Origin of the sequence: Nocardia sp. NPDC049707, from assembly GCF_040674855.1 — a bacterium.
Classification (GTDB): Bacteria; Actinomycetota; Actinomycetes; order Mycobacteriales; family Mycobacteriaceae; genus Nocardia.
In genome coordinates this window covers 24,705-50,608 of sequence record NZ_JBFANN010000050.1, presented here as the reverse complement: position 1 = coordinate 50,608, position 25,904 = coordinate 24,705, and the positions used below count along the sequence as shown (strand labels likewise).

20 protein-coding genes and 2 tRNA genes are annotated in these 25,904 nt (G+C 66.1%); 17 read left to right on the top strand and 5 right to left on the bottom strand.

All coding sequences use genetic code 11. The features are described from left to right. The first annotated feature begins 597 nt into the window (after positions 1-597). The 3 genes from AB0J29_RS31535 to AB0J29_RS31525 all read left to right on the top strand — a co-directional run bounded on the left by AB0J29_RS31535 (position 598) and on the right by AB0J29_RS31525 (position 5,793). Positions 598-2,871, top strand: a complete 2,274-nt coding sequence (locus AB0J29_RS31535; RefSeq protein WP_364794103.1) for a polyribonucleotide nucleotidyltransferase — start codon at positions 598-600, stop codon at positions 2,869-2,871. Between the two features lie 80 nt (positions 2,872-2,951). Next, complete coding sequence (locus AB0J29_RS31530) at positions 2,952-4,262, top strand: pitrilysin family protein (protein WP_364794101.1); 1,311 nt, start codon at positions 2,952-2,954, stop codon at positions 4,260-4,262. A gap of 61 nt (positions 4,263-4,323) precedes the next feature. Then, complete coding sequence (locus AB0J29_RS31525; protein ID WP_364794099.1) at positions 4,324-5,793, top strand: hypothetical protein; 1,470 nt, start codon at positions 4,324-4,326, stop codon at positions 5,791-5,793. Between the two features lies 1 nt (position 5,794). On the opposite strand, the gene AB0J29_RS31520 is transcribed toward AB0J29_RS31525, so the two are convergent. Further along, entirely contained in the window at positions 5,795-6,124 is a 330-nt protein-coding gene (locus AB0J29_RS31520; protein WP_364499023.1) for a helix-turn-helix domain-containing protein, read from the bottom strand. A 79-nt stretch (positions 6,125-6,203) separates the two neighbouring features. Here AB0J29_RS31520 and AB0J29_RS31515 point away from each other — a divergent pair, with 79 nt between their 5' ends. Next, the gene (locus AB0J29_RS31515; protein ID WP_364794113.1) at positions 6,204-7,433 is read left to right on the top strand and encodes an MFS transporter; all 1,230 of its coding nucleotides are present in this window, start codon (positions 6,204-6,206) and stop codon (positions 7,431-7,433) included. A gap of 49 nt (positions 7,434-7,482) precedes the next feature. Beyond that, positions 7,483-8,961, top strand: a complete 1,479-nt coding sequence (locus AB0J29_RS31510) for a pentapeptide repeat-containing protein (protein ID WP_364794096.1) — start codon at positions 7,483-7,485, stop codon at positions 8,959-8,961. A 14-nt stretch (positions 8,962-8,975) separates the two neighbouring features. Here the strand turns inward: AB0J29_RS31510 and AB0J29_RS31505 are convergent, their stop codons facing one another. Beyond that, positions 8,976-9,371: a VOC family protein gene (locus tag AB0J29_RS31505; protein WP_364794094.1), complete on the bottom strand. Its 396-nt coding sequence runs from the start codon at positions 9,369-9,371 to the stop codon at positions 8,976-8,978. 170 nt (positions 9,372-9,541) lie between these two features. Here AB0J29_RS31505 and AB0J29_RS31500 point away from each other — a divergent pair, with 170 nt between their 5' ends. From AB0J29_RS31500 to AB0J29_RS31465, 8 genes are all read left to right on the top strand, one after another. Then, the gene (locus AB0J29_RS31500; protein ID WP_364794092.1) at positions 9,542-10,648 is read left to right on the top strand and encodes a zinc-binding dehydrogenase; all 1,107 of its coding nucleotides are present in this window, start codon (positions 9,542-9,544) and stop codon (positions 10,646-10,648) included. Positions 10,649-10,871: 223 nt separating this feature from the next. Beyond that, positions 10,872-11,618: a 4-hydroxy-tetrahydrodipicolinate reductase gene (dapB, locus tag AB0J29_RS31495; RefSeq protein WP_364794089.1), complete on the top strand. Its 747-nt coding sequence runs from the start codon at positions 10,872-10,874 to the stop codon at positions 11,616-11,618. Between the two features lie 80 nt (positions 11,619-11,698). After that, the gene (locus AB0J29_RS31490; protein WP_364794111.1) at positions 11,699-12,142 is read left to right on the top strand and encodes a hypothetical protein; all 444 of its coding nucleotides are present in this window, start codon (positions 11,699-11,701) and stop codon (positions 12,140-12,142) included. Between the two features lie 313 nt (positions 12,143-12,455). After that, positions 12,456-12,908, top strand: a complete 453-nt coding sequence (locus AB0J29_RS31485; RefSeq protein ID WP_364794087.1) for an NAD(P)H-dependent oxidoreductase — start codon at positions 12,456-12,458, stop codon at positions 12,906-12,908. 118 nt (positions 12,909-13,026) lie between these two features. Then, entirely contained in the window at positions 13,027-13,710 is a 684-nt protein-coding gene (locus tag AB0J29_RS31480) for a response regulator transcription factor (RefSeq protein ID WP_364794109.1), read from the top strand. A 132-nt stretch (positions 13,711-13,842) separates the two neighbouring features. Next, entirely contained in the window at positions 13,843-15,135 is a 1,293-nt protein-coding gene (locus AB0J29_RS31475; RefSeq protein WP_364794085.1) for an ATP-binding protein, read from the top strand. Further along, positions 15,128-16,141 (top strand): hypothetical protein, encoded by a 1,014-nt coding sequence (locus AB0J29_RS31470; protein ID WP_364794083.1) that lies wholly within the window; start codon positions 15,128-15,130, stop codon positions 16,139-16,141. Before AB0J29_RS31475 ends, AB0J29_RS31470 begins: the two co-directional genes overlap by 8 nt. Before the next feature lie 346 nt (positions 16,142-16,487). Beyond that, positions 16,488-17,687 (top strand): crosslink repair DNA glycosylase YcaQ family protein, encoded by a 1,200-nt coding sequence (locus AB0J29_RS31465; protein WP_364794080.1) that lies wholly within the window; start codon positions 16,488-16,490, stop codon positions 17,685-17,687. A 53-nt stretch (positions 17,688-17,740) separates the two neighbouring features. Here the strand turns inward: AB0J29_RS31465 and AB0J29_RS31460 are convergent, their stop codons facing one another. Next, positions 17,741-18,190, bottom strand: coding sequence for a toxin-antitoxin system HicB family antitoxin (locus tag AB0J29_RS31460; protein WP_364794078.1), 450 nt, complete (start codon positions 18,188-18,190; stop codon positions 17,741-17,743). Positions 18,191-18,398: 208 nt separating this feature from the next. On the opposite strand from AB0J29_RS31460, the gene dapA reads away from it, so the two are divergent. The 4 genes from dapA (at position 18,399) to AB0J29_RS31440 (ending at position 25,059) form a co-directional block, all read left to right on the top strand. Then, positions 18,399-19,322: a 4-hydroxy-tetrahydrodipicolinate synthase gene (gene dapA, locus AB0J29_RS31455; protein WP_364794076.1), complete on the top strand. Its 924-nt coding sequence runs from the start codon at positions 18,399-18,401 to the stop codon at positions 19,320-19,322. A 67-nt stretch (positions 19,323-19,389) separates the two neighbouring features. Beyond that, entirely contained in the window at positions 19,390-21,378 is a 1,989-nt protein-coding gene (locus AB0J29_RS31450; protein WP_364794074.1) for a ribonuclease J, read from the top strand. Between the two features lie 242 nt (positions 21,379-21,620). Continuing rightward, on the top strand, positions 21,621-22,247 hold the full coding sequence (locus tag AB0J29_RS31445) for a TIGR03085 family metal-binding protein (protein ID WP_364794072.1): 627 nt from the start codon (positions 21,621-21,623) through the stop codon (positions 22,245-22,247). Between the two features lie 226 nt (positions 22,248-22,473). Then, positions 22,474-25,059, top strand: a complete 2,586-nt coding sequence (locus AB0J29_RS31440) for a DNA translocase FtsK (protein WP_364794070.1) — start codon at positions 22,474-22,476, stop codon at positions 25,057-25,059. 207 nt (positions 25,060-25,266) lie between these two features. Here AB0J29_RS31440 and AB0J29_RS31435 read toward each other — a convergent pair. Together AB0J29_RS31435 and AB0J29_RS31430 are read right to left on the bottom strand one after the other, a co-directional pair. Further along, positions 25,267-25,343: transfer RNA gene (locus AB0J29_RS31435), tRNA-Leu, on the bottom strand. Between the two features lie 197 nt (positions 25,344-25,540). Further along, positions 25,541-25,614: transfer RNA gene (locus AB0J29_RS31430), tRNA-Trp, on the bottom strand. Positions 25,615-25,904: the final 290 nt, after the last annotated feature.

The window sequence follows — 25,904 nt, the reverse complement described above, 5'->3', positions numbered from 1 at the left end:
GTCCGCGCCCCCCTTCCGTCTCGCGTCCGAGCCGTCGAGACTCGCGACTTCGTCGCATGCGCTTCGACGACTCGGACGCGAGACGGGCCGCGAACGGGTCGCTCGTAAGACTCGCTCCGTGGGGTCGGTGATGGCGGGGCGTTCGGCATCTGGTGCGCGCGCGTCGAGGCTCGTGACTTCGTTGGATGCGCTTCGATGACTCGGACGCGAGACAGGCCGTCAACGGGTCGCTCGTCAGGCAGACACGCTCCTTACCCGAGGCGGTCGATCCGGTGGCCAACGGGGAGAAGTACAATCTCCCCGTTGGCTATATGTGTATGAGGGGTATTCACACCTCGTTTGCATGACAACATTGCACAGCCGTATGCACCCGCGCGTGGCGTCGGTCTTCGGTAGTGGCCTCCCGGCAGGCGAGCAGTCGCCGGCGGGCTTCGATCGATGACCGCCTCCGCGTCGCCGTTTCCAAGGGGATTCGGCCGGGTGTGCGCGTCGCGGCCAGGAGGGTTGCCGCGCGTCCGTATCCGGTACGGCTGACGACAGCTGGATCGCGCCCGCCGGCGCTCGATCCAGCGAAGACGAGAGGTTGAGAGCAGAAAAATGTCCGAAACAACTACATCTTCGGCCATCGAGGTCGAACCCGGTGTGTTCGAATCCGTCGCGTTGATCGATAACGGCACCTACGGAACCCGCACCGTCCGCTTCGAGACCGGCCGTCTGGCCCGCCAGGCCGCCGGCTCGGTCGTCGCCTACCTGGACGACGAGACCATGCTGCTGTCCGCGACCACCGCGGGCAAGCACCCCAAGGATCAGTTCGACTTCTTCCCGCTGACCGTCGACGTCGAAGAGCGCATGTACGCCGCGGGCCGCATCCCGGGTTCGTTCTTCCGCCGGGAGGGCCGCCCCTCCACCGATGCGATCCTGACCTGCCGCCTGATCGACCGTCCGCTGCGTCCGTCCTTCGTCGACGGTCTGCGCAACGAGATCCAGGTCGTGGTCACCGTGCTGAGCCTGGACCCGAACGATCTGTACGACGTCGTGGCCATCAACGCCGCCTCCGCGTCCACCCAGATCGCAGGCCTGCCGTTCTCCGGTCCGGTCGGCGGCGTGCGCGTCGCACTGATCGATGGCCAGTGGGTCGCGTTCCCGACCGTCGAGCAGCTCGAGGGCGCGGTCTTCGACATGGTCGTCGCCGGTCGAGTTGTCGAATCCGGCGACGTGGCCATCATGATGGTCGAGGCCGAGGCCACCGAGAAGGTCATCGAACTGGTCGCGGGCGGCGCGCCGGCGCCGACCGAGGCTGTGGTGGCGCAGGGTCTCGAGGCCGCCAAGCCGTTCATTGCCCGCCTGTGCAAGGCGCAGCAGGATCTGGCCTCGCTGGCGTCCAAGCCGACCGAGGAGTTCCCGCTCTTCCCGCCGTACGAGGCCGATGTCTACGAGGCCGTCGATGGCACCGCCAAGCGCGAGCTGAGCGAGGCGCTGAGCATCGCCGACAAGCAGGAGCGCGAAGCCAAGATCGATGAGATCAAGCTCGCCGTGCTGGATCGGCTGGCCGACGACTTCGCCGGTCGCGAGAAGGAACTGGGCGCGGCATTCCGCTCGGTCACCAAGAAGCTGGTGCGCCAGCGCATCCTGTCCGACGGCTTCCGCATCGACGGTCGCGGGCTGGCCGATATCCGCGCCCTATCCGCCGAGGTCGCGGTGATCCCGCGGGCGCACGGTTCGGCGCTGTTCGAGCGTGGCGAGACCCAGATCATGGGCGTCACCACCCTCGATATGGTGAAGATGGCCCAGCAGGTCGACTCGCTCGGCCCGGAGACCTCCAAGCGCTACATGCACCACTACAACTTCCCGCCGTTCTCCACCGGTGAGACCGGTCGCGTCGGTTCGCCGAAGCGTCGCGAGATCGGCCACGGCGCGCTGGCCGAGCGGGCGCTCATCCCGGTGCTGCCGAGTCAGGAGGAGTTCCCCTACGCCATCCGTCAGGTCTCGGAAGCGTTGAGCTCCAACGGTTCCACCTCGATGGGTTCGGTCTGTGCCTCGACCCTGTCGCTGCTGAACGCCGGTGTGCCGCTGAAGGCGCCGGTCGCCGGTATCGCCATGGGCCTGGTATCGGACACCGTCAAGAACGATAAGGGCGAGGACGAGGTCCGCTACGTGGCCCTCACCGATATCCTCGGCGCCGAGGATGCCTTCGGTGATATGGACTTCAAGGTCGCCGGTACCCACGACTTCGTCACCGCGCTGCAGCTCGACACGAAGCTGGACGGCATCCCCTCACAGGTGCTGGCCGGTGCGCTGAGCCAGGCGCATGATGCCCGCACCACCATCCTCGAGGTCATGGCCGAGGCCATTGCCACGCCGGACGAGATGAGCCCGTACGCACCGCGCGTCACCGCGATCAAGATCCCGGTCGACAAGATCGGCGAGGTCATCGGCCCGAAGGGCAAGGTGATCAACCAGATCACCGAGGAGACCGGCGCCAATATCTCCATCGAGGACGATGGCACGGTCTACGTCGGTGCGACCAACGGTCCGGCGGCACAGGCGGCGATCGACCAGATCAACGCCATTGCCAATCCGCAGCTGCCGAAGGTCGGCGAGCGCTTCCTGGGCACGGTCGTCAAGACCACCGCCTTCGGCGCGTTCGTCTCGCTGCTGCCGGGCCGCGACGGCCTGGTGCACATCTCCAAGCTGGGCAACGGCAAGCGCGTGGCCAAGGTCGAGGACGTGGTGAACGTCGGCGACAAGCTGCGCGTGGAGATCGCCGATATCGACAACCGCGGCAAGATTTCGCTGGTGCCGGTCGATGAGAACGCCGACGAGCCCGAGGCGGCCGAAGCCGTCGATGCGGGCACGGCGGAGACCGAGTAGTACTTGTCTCTGTGACGAAGAAGAAGACGGCAACCCCTCTGCTCCGCGGCGAGCAGGGGGGTTCGTCTCTGGAGCTGCGGATGGACCAGGTGCGGGGCACCGACTCGGGGGTACGGCGCACCGTATTACCCGGCGGGCTGCGCGTGGTCACCGAACATGTGCCCGGCGTGCGTTCGGCATCGATCGGAGTCTGGGTCGGGGTCGGCTCGCGCGACGAGGGACCGACCGTCGCGGGTGCCGCCCATTTCCTGGAACACCTGCTGTTCAAGGCCACTCCGACGCGTTCGGCATTGGATATCGCGCAGGCGATGGACGCGGTCGGCGGCGAGCTCAATGCGTTCACCGCGAAGGAGCAGACCTGCTACTACGCCCACGTCCTCGACGAGGATCTTCCGCTGGCCGTTGATATGGTCTCCGATGTCGTACTCAACGGCCTGTGCCGGGCCGAGGATGTGGATGTCGAGCGGCAGGTGGTGCTCGAGGAGATCGCCATGCGCGACGACGATCCGGAGGATCTGGTCGGAGACGCATTTCTGTCCGCGCTCTTCGGCGATCATCCGATCGGACGTCCGGTGATCGGCTCCATCGAAACCATCGAGGCGATGAATGCCACGCAGCTGCGCAGCTTCCATCTGCGCCGGTATCGGCCGGATCGGATGGTCGTCGCGGTCGCGGGCAATGTGGAGCACGACCACACCGTGGAATTGGTGCATCGCGCGTTCGCATCCCGGCTCGACCCGACCGCCGAGCCGGCCCGCCGTCGCGAGGGCCGTTTCCGGCCGCACTGCACACCGGGACTGCACTGGAGCCATCGCGACAGCGAGCAGGCACATCTGGCCTTCGGTGTGCGGGCCTTCGGACGGCACGAGGGGGAACGGCGCTGGCCGCTGTCAGTGCTCAATACTGTGGTCGGCGGCGGCCTGAGTTCGCGGCTGTTCCAACGCATCCGGGAGGAACGCGGACTCGCGTACTCGGTGTATTCCAGCGTCGACACCTTCGCCGACACCGGAGCGTTCTCGGTGTACATCGGCTGCCAGCCGGAAAACCTCGGCAAGGTGGCGTCGCTGGCGCGCGGGGTGCTGGAAGAGATCGCGGCCAATGGCATTACCGACGCGGAATGCGCGCGCGCGAAGGGGTCGTTGCGTGGTGGACTGGTGCTCGGCCTGGAGGATTCGGCATCGCGGATGAACCGGATCGGTCGCAGCGAATTGAGTTATGGCAACCACCGCAGTGTCTCGGAGACGCTGACCCGCATCGATGCGGTGACCACCGACGAGGTTTCGGCGATCGCCCGCACCCTGCTGGCGCGGCCGTTCGCGGCCTCGGTGGCCGGACCGTATCGGCGTACGCGGGACTTACCGGCCACGGTGCGGCGATTGGTCGAGGGCTGAGGTAGATCACCAGGGTGGCCGGTAGCGTTCGCGCCGGCCACCGATCCGATCGGGGGTGGATATGACGAGTTCGGCGCTCGGTCGTGCCGAGGTGGCGGCCGAACTCGGTCGGCTCGACGAGGCGCGTCGGATCATCGGCGAGGCCTTGATTGCCCAACCCGATGACCCGGTGCTGCTGGAACGCATGGCGGATATCGCCTATCGACTCGATCAAACCGATGCGGCGCTGCGCTACGCGAACGCGGCGATCGCGGCCGATCCGGCGCGCATCGACGCGTATCTGACCGCGGCCCTGGCCTACGACGCGGACACCATGCGTGCTGAAGCGCAACGACACGCCCGCATGGCGACTCGGTTGGCACCGGACCATGTCGGCGCGCTACTGGTGCTGGCTCGGGTCGTCGCCAATGCGGCAACGTCCGACAAACCGCGCGCTGAAGCCCGCGACGCTCTGGAACGGGCGACCCAACTCGCCCCCGCGCATCCGGGTACGCATGCCCACGCGGCGGAAACCTATCGCCGACTGCATGATTCGGATGCCGCCCGGCGCCACGTCGAGGCCGGTCTCGCCGAGGATCCGGTACATGCCGAATTGCTGCAGACCCGGGCGCGGCTGGACTTCGAGAACGTCGCTACCAGGGATAAGGCCATCGCGACGCTGCGTGGACTGCTGGGCTCGAATCCGGGCAATGTCGGCGCGCAGCGGCTGCTCGCCGAAATCATGTGGCGGGCGCTGATCGGGCTGGCCGCTTGGGGGTGGTTCTTCGCGGCGGCCGTGGTGGCGCTGTCGATGTGGATTCCCCCGGGTGGCTTGCGGGTGCTGACACCGGCGCTGTTCGTGGGTGTGCTCGGTGCGTGGTTCGGTGTATTCCGAAAGCTGAATCGCCATTTGCCGCAGGGGTATCTGCGCAAGCGACTGCTGCGGCGTCCGGAAGCCTTGCTGGCGTTGGTGATCGGGCTGGTCTCGAGTTCTGTGGTCGAAATCGGTGCGGCGGTTGTGCGATCGGAATGGTCGGCCGAGGCGGTCCGCGGCGGGTACATTGTGGTGCTGGTCGGCATGATGGGTGCCGCGCTGGCGCATCTGCTGCTGTTCACGGCGTGGGTCGGACGGCGCGACGGCGAGTCGGATCGGCATGCGGGGGAGGAGTTCGCACTGCTGAGCGTGATCATCGTGATCGGTGGCGGGCTGCTGCTCGTGGGAATGCTCGCCGCGCTGCGGCATTGGGCTCGTCAGCCCGCGGCGTTCGGAGTGTTCGTCGCGATCGTCGGCATGGTGGTCGTGACATTGCTGCTCGAGATTCTGCTGGTGCAGGCGCTGGAGTACCGGTGGCGGATGTTCGACGCGTACGCCGGGGGCGTGCTGTTCATCGCGGCATTGCTTGCACTCGCCATCTGGTGGGGTTGGCAGCAGACCGCGACGCAGACCTTCCACAGCGATGAGCGGGCTCCGGTACCGACCGCCCCGAAATCACCGCCGCCCATTCCGACCTTCCACTTCACCCCGTCGGTGCTGCCGCCACCTGCGGGTTAGATCAGTCGTTGCGGGCGCGGTTCGCGGCCGCGACGATCGGTGGCAGCAGTCCGGGTAGGGCATTATCGAGGTCCTCGGAGCGCAGGCGCTGGCAGGTCTGGCCGTCGATAATCAGTCGCTCGATGACACCGGCTTCGCGCAGAATCTTGAAGTGATGGGTAGCGGTCGACTTGTTGATCACCTCATAGAGCGCACCGCAGCGCACGGCGGTGCCCGCATTGCTCAGTCGTCGCACCATCTCCAGCCGCACCGGATCCTGGAGTGCGCCGAGTACGGCGGGTAACGAGGCGACCGGCGGCGCCTCGCTGGCCGATTCCTTGGTTTCGGTCATGATCTACCTCACAGTGGTTTGATGGGCATCGTACCGGCTGTATCGTCGATCAACGTTCGATCATCATCAAACTTACCTGATCGGGGTTCCGATGGCAGCGACAATGACGGTGGCGGCCGACCAGCAGACCACGCAGCGCTGGGCGTATGCGCTGATACTGGCGGCGAGCGGGGTGGCGCTCGGCGTCTCCGGTGTGCCCGCGCCGCTGTACGGGATGTACCAGAAGGAATGGCATTTCACGCCGCTGACGACGACGTTCGTCTTCGCGGTCTACGCATTCGCGGCGCTGGTCGCGGTGCTGGTCTCCGGGCGAATCTCCGATGTGGTCGGTCGCAAGCCGGTGCTGCTCGGCGCATTCGCCACCATGATCATCGGGCTTGTGGTGTTCCTGTTGGCCGACAATGTCGCGATGCTGCTGCTGGCGCGGGCGCTACATGGGTTTGCGGTCGGTTCGACAGTGGTCGCCGGGGCCGCGGCGCTGCTGGATCTACGGCCGAAGCACGGTGCGCGGTCCGGTCAGCTCAGCGGCGTTGCCTTCAATGTGGGTATGGCCGTGGCGATTCTGGGTTCGGCATTGCTGGCGCAGTACGCGCCGCATCCGCTGCGCATGCCCTATGTCGTCGTCACCGTGGTGTGCCTGCTCATCGGCGTCGGTGTCATCGCCTTGCGGGAACCGCATACCGCCCGGATCGCCGGACGCATCACGATCGCGAAACCAGCGGTGCCGCAGGAGATTCGCGGTGACTTCTGGTTCTCGGCGCTGGGTGTGATGGCGGCCTGGTCGGTGCTCGGCGTACTGCTGTCGCTGTATCCGTCGCTCGCCTCGGCGGAGACCGGCATCCATAATCTGGTCTTCGGCGGCGCGGTGGTCGCGTCGACCGCGGTGGCCGGGGCCATGGCGCAACTGTTCGCGACCGGAATTCCGGCGCGGCGCGCGGCAATCGGCGGTGATACCGGTATGGCGGTGGCATTGGTGCTCACGGTGCCCGCCTTGCACACCGGCAACTGGGTCATGGTGCTGCTGGCCGGAGTGTTGCTCGGTGCGACCTTCGGGCTCGGATTCGGTGGTTCCCTGCGGCATCTGTCCGAGGTTGTGCCGCAACACAAGCGGGGCGAGACCATGTCGGCGTACTATCTGCTCGCCTACTCGGCCATGGCCCTGCCGACCATTCTCGCCGGGTGGGCAGCCACCGAATGGGGGCTGAGCGAGGTATTTCCCTGGTTCGTCGGTGTGGTCGCAATCGCTTGCCTGGTAGCGGCGGGGGTGGGGTTGCGTAATCAGGAACCGAAAACGCAAGGGGCGAGGTAGCCGATCTGGTCCGGTAGTCGGCGAGCGACAACCCGACTACCATGCGGTGATGCGATGGGGGCGGTTGGGTAACCGACTACACCGCGCGGCACTGTTGCTCGCGGTGTTGGGTGCGGTGGTCGGTGGTTTGGCGATTGCCGGGCTGACCTGGTGGTTGTTGTGGTGGTTGCTGGGGGCGAAGGCCGAGACACCGAACCAATTGGACCTCACCAAGATTGCGCTGTCAGTTGCCGCCGGGGTTGGCGCGGCGGTCGCGCTGGTGGTGGCGTATCGGCGGCAGCGGGATCTGGAGCGCGGGCGGTTCGCGGAGTTGTTCGGAGCGGCGGCGCGGCAGTTGGGAGATGCGGACCCGGCTGTTCGAATGGCCGGGGTGTACGCGATGGCGGGGGTGGCGGATGAGTTCTCGACGCCGAGTCGCAGGCAGCAGTGCATCGATGTGTTGTGCGGCTATTTGCGCATGCCGTACAGCCCCGACGATGGCGCGAACCACCTTGTGTCGCTGACGGAGTCGACGGTGCAGGCCGGAATCACGATGGAACGCACATACCGGTACCGGCAGAACGATCGGGATGTGCGGCGCACCATTGTGCAGCTGATCGCGAATCACCTACGGCGCAGCGCCGAAGTGTCGTGGTCGGCTTGCGACTTCGACTTCACCGGAGCACTGCTCGAGGATGCCGACTTCTCGCATGCGATATTCGCCGGTCAGCACACCTACTTCACCCGAGCGAAGTTGGCCGGCTCGTCGAGTACGCGCTTCGATCGCGCGAAATTCGTCGGCACCCATGTGACATTTCGCGGTGCATTGTTCTGCGGCGGCGCAGCAATATTCGACGATGCGGAGTTCAGTCCCGGTGGCGCCGGTCGATCTGAACTCGGCGGATTTGGTACCGCGTTCGTCGACGCGACCTTCCGATGTTCGATCTCGTTCGAGCGTGCGATATTTCGCGGTGCGCGGACCACCTTCGAAGGGGCACTGATGGAAGGTACCCGGGCCTCGTTCATGGGCGTCCGGTTCGAGGGACAGCTCACCAGCTTTGTCGGTGCGCGATTCGTCGGCCCCGAGACGTTGTTTACAGATGTGGCATTCCGTGCCGAATTCACCTCGTTCGAACGCGTGATCTTCGACGGCGATCACATCGCATTCGACCGCGCCGAATTCTCCAGTGCGCGGATCATGTTCACCGGCAGCCAGTTTCGCGCCACAACTGTTGCATTCGACGATGCGCGGATCGGTGTGACCCCCCGGCTGCGCGTGCGCGGAACCCGCGAAACCGATTTCACCCTGGCCGAGTTCCACGGGGCCATCACCTTTGCCCGCACCGTGCTCGGCGGGCGCACGGTCGACTTCACCGAGGGCGACTTCTTCGGCGACATCTCGTTCCTCGGCACGCGTTTCGCCGCCCAGGAAATCCACTTCGATCGGCCGAAGGCGTGGGTGGGCACGCATTTCGACTGGGATGACGTGCCCACCCGCAAACCGACCAGCGTCAAACCGAATCCGTGGCCGCCGGCCACCTCGGCGTGACGGCTGGAGTGCGCTTACGTCGGCCAACCACCGTAGGGAACGGTGATCAGTTCCATGAAGTGCCCACTGGGGTCGAGGAAATAGACGCCGCGACCACCATCGTTGTGATTGATCTCGTTGACGCCCTGTCGGCGGGGGTCGGCCCAATGTTCCAGTTTGTAGCGTTGGATCTTGGCGTAGGCCGCGTCGAACTCGGCCTCGGAGATCAGGAATGCGTAATGCTGGGGCTGGATTTCGGTGATGTGCGCTGGCACATTCGCGAAGTCGAAGGTGACTCCATTACCCGTGGGCAACGGGATAAACGGACCCCATTCCTTTCCTGGTTCCAAACCCAGGATGTCCGACCAGAATTCGGCGGACACCCGATTGTCGTGGCAGCCGACAATGGTGTGATTGAACTGTACAGACACGGATTTCTCCTTATGTCGTGACGGTCCCGACCCCGGGCTCGGTACAAGGCGGCCTACGGGAGCACCGTCACGGGCGTCGAGGTTAGCTAATCGCACTCCACGGTGCCACCCCCCCGGGTGATGTGGGCCATGGTGGTCTGTCTGCGACGCCGCGCGGTAGCGTCGGTGGAATGAAGATTCGAGGGGCGGTCCTCGAGCGGATCGCAGCGCCCACGCCGTTCGCCGAGTCGGCGCCGATCACCGTCTGTGAGCTGGACCTGGGGGAGCCGGGTCCGGGTGAGCTGCTGGTGCGGATCGAGGCCGCCGGGCTGTGTCATTCCGACCTGTCGGTGGTGGACGGTAACCGGGTGCGACCGCTGCCGATGCTGCTCGGACACGAGGCGGCGGGCATTGTCGAAGCGATCGGGCCCGGTGGCAGCGATGTCGCGGTGGGGCAGCGCGTTGTGATGACCTTCCTGCCGCGCTGCGGGGAGTGCGCGGGCTGTGCCAGTGACGGCCGCACGCCGTGCGGTCCGGGCAGTGTCGCCAATAATGCGGGTGAGCTATTGAACGGCGGGCGGCGGCTGCACCGGGAGGGCGCGGAGGTGCACCATCACCTCGGCGTGTCCGCCTTCGCGACGCACGCCGTCGTCGATCGCCGATCGGTGGTTCCGGTCGATGCCGATGTGCCGCCGGAGGTTGCCGCGGTACTGGGCTGCGCGGTGCTCACCGGTGGTGGTGCGCTGCTCAACTCCGCGAAACCCGGTGTGGCCGACCGGATCATCGTGGTGGGGCTGGGCGGTGTCGGTATGGCGGCGGTGCTCGTCGCGCTGGCGCTCGGTGAGCACGAGGTGATCGCGGTCGATACCGTGCCGGAAAAGCTCGCTCTAGCAAAGGAACTCGGCGCGAGCGCCGCGTACACACCGGCCGAACTCGCGGAACAGGGCATCTCGGCCGATGTCGTGGTCGAGGCCGCGGGAAATGTTCGTGCCTTCGAAACCGCCGTCGCCGCAACGGGACCCGGTGGTACGACAGTCACCGTCGGACTGCCCGCCCCCGACGCACGTGCGAGCATTTCGCCCCTGGCGCTGGTAGCTCAGGGGCGCACGATCATCGGTAGCTACCTCGGCTCGGCGGTGCCCTCCCGGGATATCCCGGGGTACGTCCGCATGTGGCGCGAGGGTCGGTTGCCGGTCGAAAAGCTGGTGTCCTCGCACGTCGGGCTGGACGAAATCAACCATGCCATGGATGAGCTCGCCGCCGGGCATGCGCTACGGCAGGTCATTGTGTTCGAGTAGTGTCGCGGTGCGTTGCGCCCGGCCCGGTCCGGGGGTGTTCGTCGAGGGCGTCACCGACAACCAGTACGTCGAGACCGTTCGCCTGCTGGAAAAGATGGCCGAGAATATGGCCGGCGCCTGAGTTGCCTGTCGCCGCAGTGTTGCCGATCACCGGAGGTCAGCGGACCGGGGAGGGAGCAGTGTCGATAGGCTGGCGGGGTCAGTGGTGGAATTAGGAGGTGCGGTGACCATTCGGGTCGGAGTGCTCGGTGCGCGGGGGAAAGTCGGTCAGGCGATTTGTGCGGCGGTGCAGGCGGCCGACGATCTGGAGTTGGTCGCGACTGTCGACAAAGACGATTCGCTGGAATCCTTCACCGAGTCAGGCACTCAGGTGGTCGTCGACTTCACCAATCCCGATGTGGTGATGGGGAATCTGAAGTTCCTGGTGGAGCGCGGAATGCACGCGGTTGTCGGGACCACCGGATTCGATGAAGCCCGCCTGGACGAGGTGCGCGGCTGGTTGGCGGGGCGACCGGAGACCGGTGTGCTCATCGCCCCGAACTTCGCCATCGGCGCGGTGCTGTCCATGCGGTTCGCCGAGCTGGCGGCGCGGTTCTTCGATTCGGTCGAGGTCATCGAACTGCATCACCCGAATAAGGTCGACGCGCCCTCGGGCACCGCGTATCGCACCGCGGGCCTGATCGCCGCCGCGCGGGACAAGGCCGGAGTCGGCCGCAGCCCGGATGCCACTACTCAGGAACTCGATGGTGCCCGCGGCGCCGATGTCGATGGCGTGCGGGTGCATTCGGTGCGCCTGGCCGGGCTCGTCGCGCATCAAGAGGTGCTCTTCGGCACCCAAGGCGAAACCCTCACCATCCGGCACGATTCCATCGACCGCTCCTCCTTCGCCCCCGGCGTACTGCTCGGCGTCCGCGAGATCGTGCATCGCCCCGGCCTGACCGTCGGGCTCGACCCGTTCCTCGATCTGTGACTCGAGAACCGGTCCAGCCGGACGACCAGGGTTCGGATACGGACGCGCGCGGCAGCGACGTCCGCAAGGTCGTCGCGTTCATCGCGGCCCTGGTCGTCGTGCTCGGCTTCTACTTCGTGCTGCTCGGCCGCATCGCGTTCAGCCTCATCGGTTCCGGCGACCTCGCTGCCGTCGTCATCGGCATCGGCGTGCTGATCCTGCCGCTGCTCGGCGTCTGGATCGTCGTCGCGACCGTCCGCGCCGCTCTGGCCCATCAGCACCTGGCCCGCCGCATCCACGACGAGGGCCTCGAACTCGACACCTCGAACCTCCCGCGCCGCCCCTCCGGCCGCATCGAACGCACCGCCGCTGACGAACTGTTCAACCAGGTCAAACAGGAATGGGAGGCCGACCCCGACAACTGGCGCGTCTCCTACCGGCTCGCCCGCGCCTACGACTACGCCGGAGACCGCACCCGCGCCCGCGAAACCATGCGCCGCGCAGTAGCCCTGGAAAAACTGGACCGCACTCCCCACGAACCCTGACCTGGCCCGCTGAGGGGCAACGCGGAATCCGGCCCCCGAGGAAAAGACCCCCAATACAGATCAGTCCCCGGTAGTCTCCATCGAATTCATGAGTTTCAGTCGTCGCTGACAGCTCCGATATTCGACTGGCTTGCCGGGGGCCTGGCCAGATCCTTGAAAGTGTGTCCTATGTCTTTGGACGTCTCCTCTGACCTTTCGGCACTTTCCGGTCTTCTGGTGTGAACATCTATTTTCCTCCTATTTTGTCGCCAGTCAAGAGCCGGGCGCCCTTGGATCTCACTTCGAGTTCGAGGGCGGCAGTACGCTGCTGCATGTGCCTCGGCTGCTGATCATTCATCACACTCCGTCACCGCATATGCAGGCGATGTTCGAGGCGGTTGTCTCGGGGGCGACGGATCCGGACATCGAAGGAGTGGAGGTCGAGCGCAGAGCCGCCCTCGCGGTCACCGCGAGCGATGTGCTGGCCGCCGACGGTTATCTGCTCGGTAGCCCGGCGAATCTCGGCTATATGTCCGGCGCGCTCAAGCATGCGTTCGACACGTTCTACTACCCGTGCCTCGACTCGACGCGCGGTCGGCCGTTCGGCTTCTATCTGCACGGCAATGAGGGCACCGAGGGAGCCGAGCGCGGCGTGCGCAGTGTGACCACCGGACTCGGCTGGGAGCAGGTCGCCGCGCCGGTCATCGTGATGGGAGCGCCGGGTAAAGAAGAGATCCAGCAGTGCTGGGAACTCGGTGCGACCGTCGCCGCGCAGCTCATGGGGTAACGCACGTCCCCCGAATTTTGGTGTCTGACCGGTATCCGGCGAATCCGGGCATACTGCGAGGTGACGTTGTAGCGGTGGGGAACTGGACGAGTTTGCTCGGGAACGGAGTGTCGAGGTGATGTGGGCCGAAGGGGGCGAAACAGTGCCGCGCCGGATCGGGCTGGTCGAAGATCACGAATCGGTGGCGATCGGGCTTGCCGCGATGCTGGCGCCGGAATCCGATCTCGATCTGGTGCTGACGGCGGGGACCGTACCGGAACTGCTCGGGGCGGCGGCGAATAGCGCCCCGCTGGATTTGGTCGTTCTCGATCTGCGACTGGCCGATGGATCCTCGCCCGAAGATAATGTGCGCGCGCTGCGCAACCGCGGCGTCGAAGTGCTCGTATTCACCGGCGCGGATAACGCATTCCTGGTGCGCGCCGCGGCCAAGGCCGGTGTGCTCGGGGTCGTGCGCAAATCCGAGGATGTGCCGACGGTGGTCGCGGCGGTGCGCCGCGCCGCCTCCGGTGAGCAGGTGGTGACCACCGACTGGGCAGCCGCCATCGATGGCGATCCGCAACTGTCCAACGTGGGTCTGAGTCCGCGCCAGGAAGAGGTGCTCACCCTTTACGCCTCCGGTGAGAAGGCCTCCCGCGTCGCGCGGCTGACCGGTCTGTCCGAACAGACCGTCAACGACTATCTCGGGCGCATCCGGCAGAAGTACGCCGATGCGGGTCGTCCGGCTCCCACCAAAACCGACCTCTACAAGCGGGCGGTAGAGGACGGATGGCTACCGGTTCCCGAGCGGCATCCGCGAGCATGAGCGAGCGACCATGAACACAGCCGCATTCGCGGGCATACCGGAGCCCGATCGGAGGTCCAAGGGGCGAAGCCCCGCAGTGCGCGGGGTATGGGGGTCTGCCCCACAGGATCCGAGCGCCAGCGAGGCGCAGGTATGACCGCGTCCGGCGCGCTGGACACCTCTACACCCACCGCGGGCTCCGCCGCGCTCGACCCGTTCCGGGCGAGTCGGTGGCGCCGTGGGCGGACCACGGTGTCCAGGGAGAAGATTGTCGAGGCGGCCTCGGATCGCATTCTGCGCCGCATGGGTCTGGCCGTCGGTATCGCCGGGATGATCGTCGCGATCGTCGAGCTTCCCGACATTGCCGACCAGTCCGAATTCGTCTCCGGCCCGGGGGCGAGCCTGGTGGTCGGCATGGCGCTCGGCTGGTTCCCGGTGCTCGCGGTCGTCTCGTTCACCATGGGCCGCAGGGCGATTCGCGTGGTGGCCGGTGTGGCCGCGGTGAGTTATCTCGCGGCGCTTGTGACGATTCCGTTCATCTACGCCGTGCCGTTGATCGACATCACCTCGGTGTGGATGTATCGGGTGCTCGCGCTCGGCGTGCTGGCGGCGGTATTGGCCTGGCGTCCGGCGCTGGCCACCGGCTATCTCCTGGTCGCCGCGGCAACCGCGGCCCTGGCGAACCGGTATGTGGTGCCCGATGCGACGGTCTTGTCCCTGATCGGCGACTTCGCCCGGGCCGCCGGGCTGTGCGCACTGTTCCTGTGGTGCTGCATCTTCGCGCTCGCGGCGGCCGCGCGGGTGGACCGGGAATCGGTGATCGCGAGCCGCCGCGCGGCCTCCGTGGCCGGTGCCGCGGCACGGGATCGCGAGCGCGCCCGCTTCGCCGCATTGATCCATGACGGGGTGCTGTCGACCCTGCTCGACGCGTCGCGCGCGGGTGCCGAATCGCCGGTGCTGCGCGGTCAGGCCGAACGCACGCTGGAACAACTGGACGAATGTCGCGGCACCAATACCGAACCCGACCTGCTGGACGCGCAATCGGCGATCGGCTTCCTGCGCTCGGCGGTGTACGAGGTGAATCCGGGCATCCGGTTCACCGCGAGCCGCTGGGCCGGACTCGATGACCTGCGCCTGCCGGTGCACGCGGCGGGCACCATCGCCGCCGCGCTGGCCGAGGCGGCGCGAAACAGTCTGCGCCACGCCACCGTTGTGGGTCGTACCGTGCAGCGCACCGTCACGGTGACCATCAGTGCTGGCGGTATCCGCGTCGTATTCCGTGATGACGGCACGGGATTCGATCTGGACCGGGTGCCCGCCGACCGGCTCGGCGTTTCGGTGAGCATCCTCGGCCGGATGCGTCAGTTGGCCGGTGGCGCCGGATTCGTGGAATCCCAACCGGGGGAGGGGACCACGGTGACCCTGGTCTGGGGCGGCGATGGCTGATACCGAGAACGAATTCGGCCTGCGCGATCTGCTCGGCCTTCGGGACCGATCGGCCTGGCTTTTCCTGGTCATCTTCGAGGCCACAATCCTGCTGTACATGGTGCGCAATTTCGCCGAATCGCCGATGATCCTGGCCGTGATCGCGCTGGCGCTGGTGGCCGGTGCCGGCGTGCTGGTCCTGGTGATTCCGGTCGATCCGCTGCCATTGCCCGCCGCTATCGCGGTGGCCGCGGCCGGCCCGATCGCGGCGGCCTTGACCGCCGTGGATATCGACCACGGCATGTCCAAGCAGGTGTGGACCGCATTCGCCTCATCCTATGTGCTCGCGGTACTGGTGGTGCGCGGCCGTCTGGGCGCGGCGTGGTGCGGTGTCGCGGGCATTGCGGTGGTGATCGCGGTGGTCAGCGCGACGAACGGACTGCGGGTGGTGGTCGGATCCATCGTGCCGATCGCCACGGTGGCCGGAGTCTCGATCGGTGCGGCGGTCATGCGGCCCATGCAGCGCTCGTTGCGGCTGCTGCGCGAGGAGGCGACCATGCGCGCCGCCGCCGAGGCGACCATGGCCGCTCAGAACGGCGAGCGGGATCGACAGCTGGCCCGGCTCGACAAGGTGGCCCGGCCGATTCTGGAACGTATTGCCGAAGGCGCCGAACTCACCGCGGTCGAACGCGAAGAGTGCCGGCTGCTGGAGGCCGAACTTCGGGACGGCCTGCGCGCACCGCAATTGGTGACCGACGAGTTGAGCAGCGCCGCCCGCGGCGCGCGTTCGCGTGGGGTCGAGGTGGTGCTGCTCGACGACGGCGGATTCGCCGGGGTGCCGAAATGGGTGCGCCAGCAGGTGATCGAATCGGCGACCCGGGAATTGGATGCGGCCAATGCCGGTTCGGTGACGGTGCGGGTATTGCCGATGGGCCGACGGGTGCTGGCGACAGTTCTCGCGAACGCACCCGATCGGGATCGGCGGACCGAGATCGACACTGCGGGTGAGGTCTCGGTCTCGACATAATCAGTCGTACCGATGCGGGCGAGTCGGCAAATACGCGCCAGCGGGCAGCCGTTGCCAGCCGACGATCCACGCCATACACCTGATCGACTGCGGGGTAGACGCTGCACAGCCACCTGCCCGGTATTGCCCAGACTTCTGGTCGGCTCCACGTCCGTTCAGCGTCTCCCTGCGACTCCGGGCGGCGTATTACCTTGTCGCGTGTTTCGTCTACCGCCGCAGGAGGTGCATTCCCCGCGGACTTGGTTTTCGGCCGCCGGGCCGGATGCAGAGTAGCCCTCATGCCCGCGCTTGCCGGCTCTTGCTGCTCGCTCCGAAGCTGTCGTACCTCCATGGCATTGTCGTGATCATGCAGACGATGAGTGCGGCCGCGGCGCGTCGGACGGCGCTGGCCGCGCAGGGCTTCGGGCGGCGTAAACCGGCCACGCCGACCCGGCGGACGGTCCTCGATGTGCTCGGCAGAACCCAACTGCTGCAACTGGATTCGGTATCGGCGGTGGTGCGGGCGCACTACGCGCCGGTCTTCAGTCGGATCGGCGGTTACGATCGGGCGCTGCTGGATGAGGCCGTCTGGAGCAATGGTGTGCGCCGTCCGCGGCGGCTGGTCGAGTACTGGGCGCACGAGGCCGCGCTGATCCCGGTCGAGGACTGGCCGCTCATGCGCTGGCGGATGCGGAAATACGAACACGGACGGTGGAACGCCATGCGCCGGATGACCGAACGCAATCCCACCCTCGGCAAGGACATTCTCGACGTCATCACCGAGGTCGGCGCCACCACCGCCGGTGAGGTCGAACGCCACCTCGAACTGGACAAGCCGCGCCCTAAAGGCTCGTGGTGGAATCTCAGCGATACCAAAATGGTTTGCGAGGCGCTCTTCGCCGCCGGTGCGCTCTCGGTCGACAAGCGGGTCGGGTTCACTCGCCACTACGACCTCGCCGAGCGCATACTTCCGCCGGAGATCTTGGCGCGCAACGTATCCGAGGCCGACGCGGTGCGGGAATTGGTGCTGCGCGCGGGCACCGCGCTCGGCGTCGCGACCGAGACCGACCTGCGCGACTACTACCGTCTGCACCGCTCCCAAACCGAACCTGCCATCGCGGAGCTGGTCGATGCCGGGGAGTTGGAACCGGCCGAAGTGGCGGGCTGGGGTAAACCCGCCTATCTGCGCTCCGGTGCCGCGACGCCACGCCGGATCGAGGGTGCGGCCTTGCTGTGCCCCTTCGATCCGCTCATCTTCTTCCGGACTCGCACCGAGCGGATCTTCGACTTCCGCTATCGGATCGAGATCTATACGCCGGAACCCAAACGGGTGCACGGGTATTACGTGTTTCCGTTTCTCCTGAACGGAGCATTGGTGGGACGCGTCGACCTGCGTGCCGAGCGCGCATCGGGCAGGCTGCTGGTACCCGGTGCGTTCGCCGAGCCGGGCCACCGCACACCAGAAACCGCTGCGGCACTGTCCGATGCCCTCCGGGAGATGGCGGATTGGCTGGAGTTGGACGAGGTGGTCATCGGCGCACGCGGTGATCTCGCGCCGCTGCTGTGAACTTCTCGCTAACTTCCGGCGGTGTCCTCGTCGGGGCGCTGGGTCGGATCTCTTCAAACGTCGCGCTTGGGGCCGCCGTACCCACGCATCTGGTCGCGCACTGCGCCGCTGACGGCACTCGAGAGCCAGGAGTTCAAGGAGACTCCGCTGGCGGCAGCGGCTTCCTCGGCCTTGGCCTTCAACTGCTCGACCATCCGCAGAGTGACCCGGCTGATATCGCCGGTCATCTCTTCGATCGTCGGATGCTCGCTGTCTGTCGCCGGGTTCTTGCGGACGTCAACGGTCGCGTCGGTGCCGTCCACCGAGACGTGAACTGTGCGGTCGCTGAGCTCCGCGCTGACCTCGGCGGCGAGGTCCGATAGCGCCGCGAGCAGCGCCAAGCGCGCCGAACTCTCCGTCGCTGCGGCCAGGGCAGCGGCGGTGGCCTGGGTCTTTTCATCACCGAGAGCGGCGGCCGCGATCAGGTCCTCGCGCAGCCGGGCGGTGTATTTGTTCAAATCCATGACATCAGTGTGACGCCAATTGTGGTGTCATTCAAGGATGGATTTGACATCAAGGCCGGGGGCTAGGAGGTGAATCACTCGCCGTGGCAGGCCGTTCGGCGATGATGGTGTCGAGGCTGTTCCCGGGAGCGGGTAGCCTTTCTGACCATGACGAACGGTGAATCGACACCTACACCGCGGTGTGAGCCTCAGGCCTGGAGGCGGCAGCATGCGTAACGACGGAGGGTCGGCGAGCGCCGCGAATCCGACACAGCTGCGCGCGTCCGGCACGGTAGGAGTCGCGATGGTGACCCCCTTCGGTGTCGACGGCAAGCTCAATGTCGATGCCGGGGTCGCGCTCGCAGCCCGGCTGGTCGACCGCGGCGTCGATTTGCTGGCGATTTCCGGTACCACCGGGGAATCGCCCACCACCACCGAATCGGAGAAGGCGGACCTGCTGCGTGCCGTCGTCGATGCCGTCGGCGCGCGCGCCACCGTGATCGCGGGCGCGGGTACCTATGACACCGCGCATTCGGTCGAACTCGCCCGCAATGCCCAGCGGGCAGGCGCGCACGGCCTGCTCGTGGTGACCCCGTATTACTCCCGGCCCACCCAGGACGGTCTGATCGCGCATTTCACCGCCGTCGCCGACGCGACCGATCTGCCGGTTACCCTGTACGACATTCCGCCGCGCTCGGTGGTTCCCATTGCCAGCGACACCATCCGCAAACTCGCCGAACATCCGCGCATCGTCGCGGTCAAGGATGCCAAGGGCGATCTGAACGCGGGTGCGGATCTCATCGCGAATACCGATCTGGCCTTCTACTCCGGTGACGATGCGCTGAACCTGCCGTGGCTGTCGGTCGGCGCGACCGGATTCATCAGTGTCATAGGACATCTCGTGCCCGAGCGGCTGCGCGCCCTGCTCGATGCCTATACCGCCGGTGACGTGCTGCGCGCCCGCCAGATCAATGCGAGCCTGCTGCCGTTGAACGCCGCGATGTCGCGACTGGGTGGTGTCGCGATGAGCAAGGGCGGGCTGCGTCTGCTCGGTGTGGAAGTCGGCGAACCGCGGCTGCCGCAATTGATGCCGACCACCGAACAACTCGATGCCCTCGCCGCCGACCTCCGGCTGACAGGGGTGCTTTCATGAGGAGCAAGCGAATCAGAGTCACGGCACAGTCAGACATGATCGAACCGACCAGTAGCGAGGTGCAGTCATGACCGAAGCAACAGGCCGTCGCCCCCGCCGGACCGCGACCAGGGCCGCGGGCGCACCCGAACCCGCCGCGCAGCGTCCGGCCGGCACCGAAAAGTCCGATCAGGCAGCGCAATCCGACGTCGGTGACCTAGTGCAGTCCGATAGCGCATCCAGGCAGACCGCGCCGGAGCAGGCCCCGGCGAAAAAGGCCGCCAAGAAGGCCGCGCTGCAGGCCCCGGCCGAGCAGCCCCGCAGACAGGGGCGCGGTCGTCAGCAGGGCGGTCGCGGACGCGGCGAGCAACCCGTGTCGGCCCCGGTCGAGCGGGCAGCGGCCGACCGGCTCGGTGCCCCGCCGAAGCTGCCCAAGAACGGTCTGCGGGTCTTCGCGCTTGGCGGTATCGGCGAAATCGGCCGCAATATGACCGTTTTCGAATACGGCGGCAAACTGCTCATCGTCGACTGCGGCGTGCTGTTTCCGGAGGACCAGCAGCCCGGCGTCGATCTGATCCTGCCCGACTTTCGGCCCATTGAGGGCCGGATGGACGATGTCGAAGCCATCGTGCTCACCCACGGCCACGAGGATCACATCGGCGCGGTGCCGTTCCTGCTGCGGCTGCGTCAGGATATCCCGGTCGTGGGTTCGAAATTCACCCTTGCGCTGGTGGCCGCGAAATGCCGCGAACACCGGCAGCGCCCCAAGCTCGTCGAGGTGGTCGAGGGCCAACACACCACGCACGGCCCGTTCGGCTGCGAGTACTTCGCGGTCAACCACTCGATTCCCGACGCCATTGCCGTCGCCATCCGCACGCCCGCCGGCGTCGCGCTGCACACCGGCGATATCAAACTCGATCAGTTGCCCCTGGACGGTCGCCTCACCGACCTGGCCGGCTTCTCCCGCCTCGGTGACGAGGGTGTCGATCTGTTCCTGGTGGACTCCACCAATGCCGAGGTACCGGGATTTGTCACGCCGGAACGCGAAATCGGCGGCGTACTCGATACGGTGATCGGCAAGGCCGGGAACCGGGTGATCGTCGCCTCGTTCGCCAGCCATGTGCATCGCATCCAGCAGGTGGTCGATGTCGCCCAGAAGTACGGGCGGCGCGTGTGTTTCGTCGGTCGCTCGATGGTGCGCAATATGGAGATCGCGCAGGAACTGGGTTATCTGACGGTGCCCGATGGTGTGGTCGTCGATCTCGATGTCGCCGCGACCCTGCCGGGCGATCGGCTGGTGCTCATCTCGACCGGCTCGCAGGGGGAACCGCTTTCTGCGCTGTCGCGGATGGCGCGCGGTGAACACCGCCAGATCAATATCCGCGCCGACGATCTCGTGGTGCTGGCCTCCTCACTGATTCCCGGCAATGAGAATTCGGTATTCGCGGTGGTGAACGGTCTGGCGCGGCTCGGCGCTACGGTGATCACCCAGCAGAATGCGAAGGTGCACGTCTCCGGACACGCGTCCGCGGGTGAATTGCTGTACCTGTACAACGCGGTGCGTCCCACCAATGCCATGCCGGTACACGGTGAATGGCGGCATCTGCGCGCCAATGCCGCGCTGGCCGTGGCGACCGGTGTGCCGGAGGATCGGGTGGTGCTCGCCGAGGACGGCGTGGTGGTCGACCTGGTCGACGGGATCGCCTCGATCGTGGGTCGCGTGCCGGTCGGGCATGTGTACGTCGACGGACTTTCGGTCGGTGATGTCGGTGAGTCGACGCTCTCGGATCGGCTGGTCCTCGGTGAGGGCGGATTCATCTCGATCACCCTCGCGGTCGACTCGACCACGGGTAAGGCGGTCAGCACACCCGAGGTGAGTGGGCGCGGATTCTCCGATGATCCGACCGCGCTCGTCGATGCCGCGGAACTCGTCGAGATCGAACTGTTGCGACTGGCGGGCGAGGGTGTGAACGACACCCATCGCATCGCACAGAGTGTGCGGCGCGTGGTCGGCCGCTGGGTGGCCGAGACCTACCGCCGCCGCCCGATGATCGTGCCGACGGTCATCGGCGTCTGACACCTACCGGAAACCGCCGGAAGCCGTTGCTATCCGGCGGTTTCTGCATGTTACGGCACTATTGCTGACCGGCCGCCGAGTCCAGCTCCGCGGATTTCGCCATGCTTGCACGCGAGTCGGTGCGCGATCTGCCACTGATCGCCACCACGAGTTTCGGGGGATTCCGTCCTGTCCGGAGGTCGCCCGGTGCGTCTGTCGGATTCGGACTGCCGCGCCGACACCGCATCCGATATGTTCTGCAGATGACCATGGCGCAACGGGAACGTCGGGCACTGGTGGAGACGATGTCCGCGGTGGGGCCGGACGCGCCCACACTGTGCGGCGGCTGGACTGTGCGAGATCTGGCCGCGCACTTGGTAGTTCGCGAACGCCGCCCGGACGCGTCCCCTGGCATCATGCTGAAACCGCTTGCCGGATATCTGGAGTCGGTGCAAGCCAAGGCGGCGCGGCGGCCCTTTCCGGAACTGCTGGCGCAGGTGCGCTCCGGCCCGCCGTGGTGGTCCCCGCTCAAACCGGTCGATGCCGTCGTCAATCTGACCGAAATGTTCGTCCATCATGAGGATGTGCGGCGCGGCGCACCCGGCTGGGAGCCGCGTGAGCTGCCCGCCGCCGATGAGGACAAGCTGTGGTCGACGCTGCGGCGCGTGGGTCGGATGGCCTATCGCAAAGCGCCGGTCACCGTCGAACTCGCCACGCCCGACGGCCGCCGCGCCGTGGTGCATACGAAGTCCGGAACGGCGCAGGTGACGTTGACCGGCAAGCCCTCGGAACTGCTGCTGCATGCCTTCGGCCGCGATGAGGTCCGAATCGAAACCGCGGGTGATCCGGCCGACGTGCGGGCTGTTCTCGACGCGGATCGCTCCGTGTAGTCGGGGCCCGACACGCCAAGAGTGCGCAATTTTCGTGACGACTGATGCCGTTCGTACATGGGTAGCCCATCGGGTGCGCCCAAAGCTGCCTAGCTCTTACTTCCGGTCCGGTGCGGGTCGTCAGTGGCACGTGCGCCCGGCAAAATACGCGGGGAGGCGGGGGAGCGACCTGCGATACGTGTGTGGTTGATGGTCTTGATGGGGCGTTTGCCGCTAGCCTAGGTCCATGGCAGGTAAGTCCCGCAGCTCCACGACCACTCGTGCGCGGGCGGGATCGACCCGGGGGCGGACCACGGCGGCATCTCGTTCGGCCCAGGCTCGCACCACCGGGCAACGCCGCTCGCCCGCACCGCGTGGCCGCACCACACCGGCGCGCCGCCCGGTCCGGCGCACGTCGAATACCGCACCGCTCGAGGTGATCAACCGCGGCATCAGCAGCGGCTGGAATATGCTCGCCCGCGGGCTCGGAGCCACCACCCGTGCGGTGAGTCGGGCCGGGGAAATCGAACACGGTCATCGTCGCGACGGCATCGCACTTGCCCTCATCGCCGTCAGTGCGGTGATCGCGGCCGCGGTATGGCTGTCGGCGGGCGGACCGATCGGGCACTGGGTCGAGGAGGCGATTCGGGCGGTCTCCGGGTCGGCTTCGGCTGGATTGCCGTTCGTGGCCACCGGAATCGCCGTTGTCCTGATGCGGACCGAGGCGCGTCCAGAGATCCGGCCGCGGTTGGTACTCGGCGGATTGCTGATCGGATTGCCGATTCTGGGGCTGTGGCATATCGCGGCCGAATCGCCGACCGATGCGCACGGGCGTTCGCGCGCGGCGGGTTTCGTCGGATTGGTGGTCGGCGGACCGCTCACCAATGGGCTTACGGCCTGGCTTTCGGTGCCGATTCTGTTGCTGGCCAGCATTTTCGGTGTGCTGCTTGTCACCGGGACCACCGTGCGTGAGGTGCCGCAGCGGTTGCGCGAATACTTCGGCACCGGCAGCGCTGGCGACGAATATGGTGACTTCGACGGCGAATCCGGATTCGATCCGGCCGACTATGATGCTGACGGATTTCCGCTGCATCGCAATACCAAGTCCAAGCGGCGCGGTCGTACGCCCGAGGAGAACTATCCACCCGACGAATTCGGCGGCTCCGACGCGGCCACTGAGATCATCGGCCAACCGCCACTGCGCGATGCGAAACCGATTGCGGCGGCGGCGCCCGAGGAAAAGCCCAAGCCGAAGAAGCGCGCCCCGATCAAGGTCGAAGATCAGACCCCACCGCCGCCGAAGCAACTGGAGTTCATCGCCGACCGCGAGGTCGAGGGTGATTACACTCTTCCGCCGCTGACGCTGCTCACCGACGGCGATCCGCCCAAGAAGCGCAGTGCCGCCAATGAATCGATGATCGAGGCGATCACCGAGGTGCTGGTGCAGTTCAAGATCGACGCGGCGGTCACCGGTTTCGTACGTGGCCCGACAGTCACCCGCTATGAGGTGGAGCTCGGTCCGGGGGTGAAGGTCGAGAAGATCACCGCGCTGGCCCGCAATATCGCTTATGCCGTTGCCACCGAGAACGTTCGGCTGCTGGCTCCGATTCCGGGCAAGTCCGCGGTCGGTATCGAGGTGCCCAACGCCGATCGCGAACTGGTGCGCCTGGCCGATGTGCTCAAGGCGCCGGCGACCCGAAATGACCACCATCCGTTGGTGATCGGCCTCGGCAAGAATATCGAGGGTGATTTCGTCTCGGCGAATCTCGCGAAAATGCCGCATCTGCTGGTCGCCGGTTCGACGGGTTCCGGTAAGTCGAGCTTCGTGAACTCGATGCTGGTATCGCTGCTGGCGCGCTCGACGCCGGACGAGGTTCGGATGATCCTCATCGATCCCAAGATGGTGGAACTCACTCCGTACGAGGGCATTCCGCACCTCATTGCGCCCATCATCACTCAGCCGAAGAAGGCCGCCGCCGCGCTGGCCTGGCTGGTGGAGGAGATGGAACAGCGTTACCAGGACATGCAGGCCAATAAGGTGCGCCACATCGACGATTTCAACAAGAAGGTCAAGTCGGGTGCCATTACCGCGCCGCTGGGCAGCGAACGGGTCTACCGGCCCTATCCGTACATTCTCGCCATCGTCGACGAGCTCGCCGACCTCATGATGACCGCGCCGCGCGATGTCGAGGACGCGATCGTGCGCATCACCCAAAAGGCCCGCGCCGCGGGCATTCACCTGGTGCTCGCGACGCAGCGGCCCTCGGTGGATGTGGTTACCGGTCTGATCAAGACCAATGTGCCGTCCCGATTGGCCTTCGCCACGTCGTCACTGACGGATTCGCGGGTCATTCTGGATCAGCCCGGCGCGGAGAAGCTGATCGGTATGGGTGACGGACTGTTCCTGCCGATGGGCGCGAATAAGCCGACCCGGCTGCAGGGCGCCTTCATCTCCGATGAGGAGATCCACGCGGTCGTCGACTTCGCCAAGAACCAGGCCGAACCCGAATACCAGGAGGGTGTCACCGCCGCCAAGGCCGGTGAGAAGAAGGATGTCGACCCCGATATCGGCGACGATCTGGATGTCTTCGTCCAGGCTGTGGAACTGGTCGTCACTTCACAATTCGGCTCCACCTCCATGCTGCAGCGCAAATTGCGTGTCGGCTTCGCCAAGGCCGGTCGGCTGATGGATCTGATGGAAACCCGCGGCGTCGTCGGCCCCAGTGAGGGGTCGAAGGCGCGCGATGTGCTCATCAAGCCCGATGAGCTCGAGGGGCTGCTGTGGACGATCCGCGGTGGCGGGGGTGCGGAACCGGAGGACTCGGAGGCGTGAAAACGTTTCGGCGGCAAATATTCTCACTGTCGGTGGGCGGCGTCGCTACCGTGGTCCGGCGTGGTGATCCGCGGAATCAGACTGTCGAATCGATGGGATCAGGGCCCATAATGCTGCCGGAAGGATTCGAACCTGCATCCGCCTGGTTCGTCAACAGGTGCTCCATCCATTGAGCTACGAGCGCAGATCCACGCGAGTCGCGCGGACTGGTTCCCTCGGCGAGATTCGAACTCGCATCAACCGGATTCTAAGTCCGGTGCCTCTGCCAATTGGGCTACGAGGGAGTGTTTTGGTGCCCGTGGGTCGGATCGAACCACCGACCTGCGCCGTCGGAGGACACCGCTGGCGACTGCTGGCAGGTCGCTCGAAAGAATCAGCTCTCTCCGCTGAGCTACCCGGCTCAAAACCGCGATGCAGCAGGACTGTTCAAATCCGGTAATACGAAATGTCTGCAGCCGTATATTCACTGTGAAGTTATTCGCACGGATGGAGGGACTCGAACCCCCAGCCTCACGACTTTGGAGATCGTTGCTCTTCCAGTTGAGCTACATCCGCTGGACAAGAAAAGGGCCGCTCCCTGGCGAATATTTCGCCTGGAGCGGCCCCTTCAGGCCTTCTCGAATCAAGACCTCAGGGGCGGCTCCGGATACTCACCTGGCATAGCTGGAACATCAATCGCCAGGTCAGGCGCGACTTCGACATCAACCGTCTGGTGCCGGAAGGCAATTGCCCGGCACCGACGCGGGAGCCTAGTCCCAGGTCTCGGGTGCTGGTCATTGCCTTTGCCTTTCGTGGTTCCGATTACCGCTCGATTACGTTGTAGATAACGCTAACACCGAAAGACG

Coding starts and splice junctions, on each gene's coding strand:
- AB0J29_RS31475 (WP_364794085.1), top strand. CDS start 13,843: ATGACCGCGTCCGGCGCGCTGGACACCTCTACACCCACCGCGGGCTCC.
- AB0J29_RS31440 (WP_364794070.1), top strand. CDS start 22,474: ATGGCAGGTAAGTCCCGCAGCTCCACGACCACTCGTGCGCGGGCGGGA.
- AB0J29_RS31480 (WP_364794109.1), top strand. CDS start 13,027: ATGTGGGCCGAAGGGGGCGAAACAGTGCCGCGCCGGATCGGGCTGGTC.
- dapA (WP_364794076.1), top strand. CDS start 18,399: ATGCGTAACGACGGAGGGTCGGCGAGCGCCGCGAATCCGACACAGCTG.
- AB0J29_RS31535 (WP_364794103.1), top strand. CDS start 598: ATGTCCGAAACAACTACATCTTCGGCCATCGAGGTCGAACCCGGTGTG.
- AB0J29_RS31445 (WP_364794072.1), top strand. CDS start 21,621: ATGACCATGGCGCAACGGGAACGTCGGGCACTGGTGGAGACGATGTCC.
- AB0J29_RS31525 (WP_364794099.1), top strand. CDS start 4,324: ATGACGAGTTCGGCGCTCGGTCGTGCCGAGGTGGCGGCCGAACTCGGT.
- AB0J29_RS31510 (WP_364794096.1), top strand. CDS start 7,483: ATGCGATGGGGGCGGTTGGGTAACCGACTACACCGCGCGGCACTGTTG.
- AB0J29_RS31470 (WP_364794083.1), top strand. CDS start 15,128: ATGGCTGATACCGAGAACGAATTCGGCCTGCGCGATCTGCTCGGCCTT.
- AB0J29_RS31465 (WP_364794080.1), top strand. CDS start 16,488: ATGCAGACGATGAGTGCGGCCGCGGCGCGTCGGACGGCGCTGGCCGCG.
- AB0J29_RS31450 (WP_364794074.1), top strand. CDS start 19,390: ATGACCGAAGCAACAGGCCGTCGCCCCCGCCGGACCGCGACCAGGGCC.
- AB0J29_RS31500 (WP_364794092.1), top strand. CDS start 9,542: ATGAAGATTCGAGGGGCGGTCCTCGAGCGGATCGCAGCGCCCACGCCG.
- AB0J29_RS31530 (WP_364794101.1), top strand. CDS start 2,952: ATGGACCAGGTGCGGGGCACCGACTCGGGGGTACGGCGCACCGTATTA.
- AB0J29_RS31460 (WP_364794078.1), bottom strand. CDS start 18,190: ATGGATTTGAACAAATACACCGCCCGGCTGCGCGAGGACCTGATCGCG.
- AB0J29_RS31520 (WP_364499023.1), bottom strand. CDS start 6,124: ATGACCGAAACCAAGGAATCGGCCAGCGAGGCGCCGCCGGTCGCCTCG.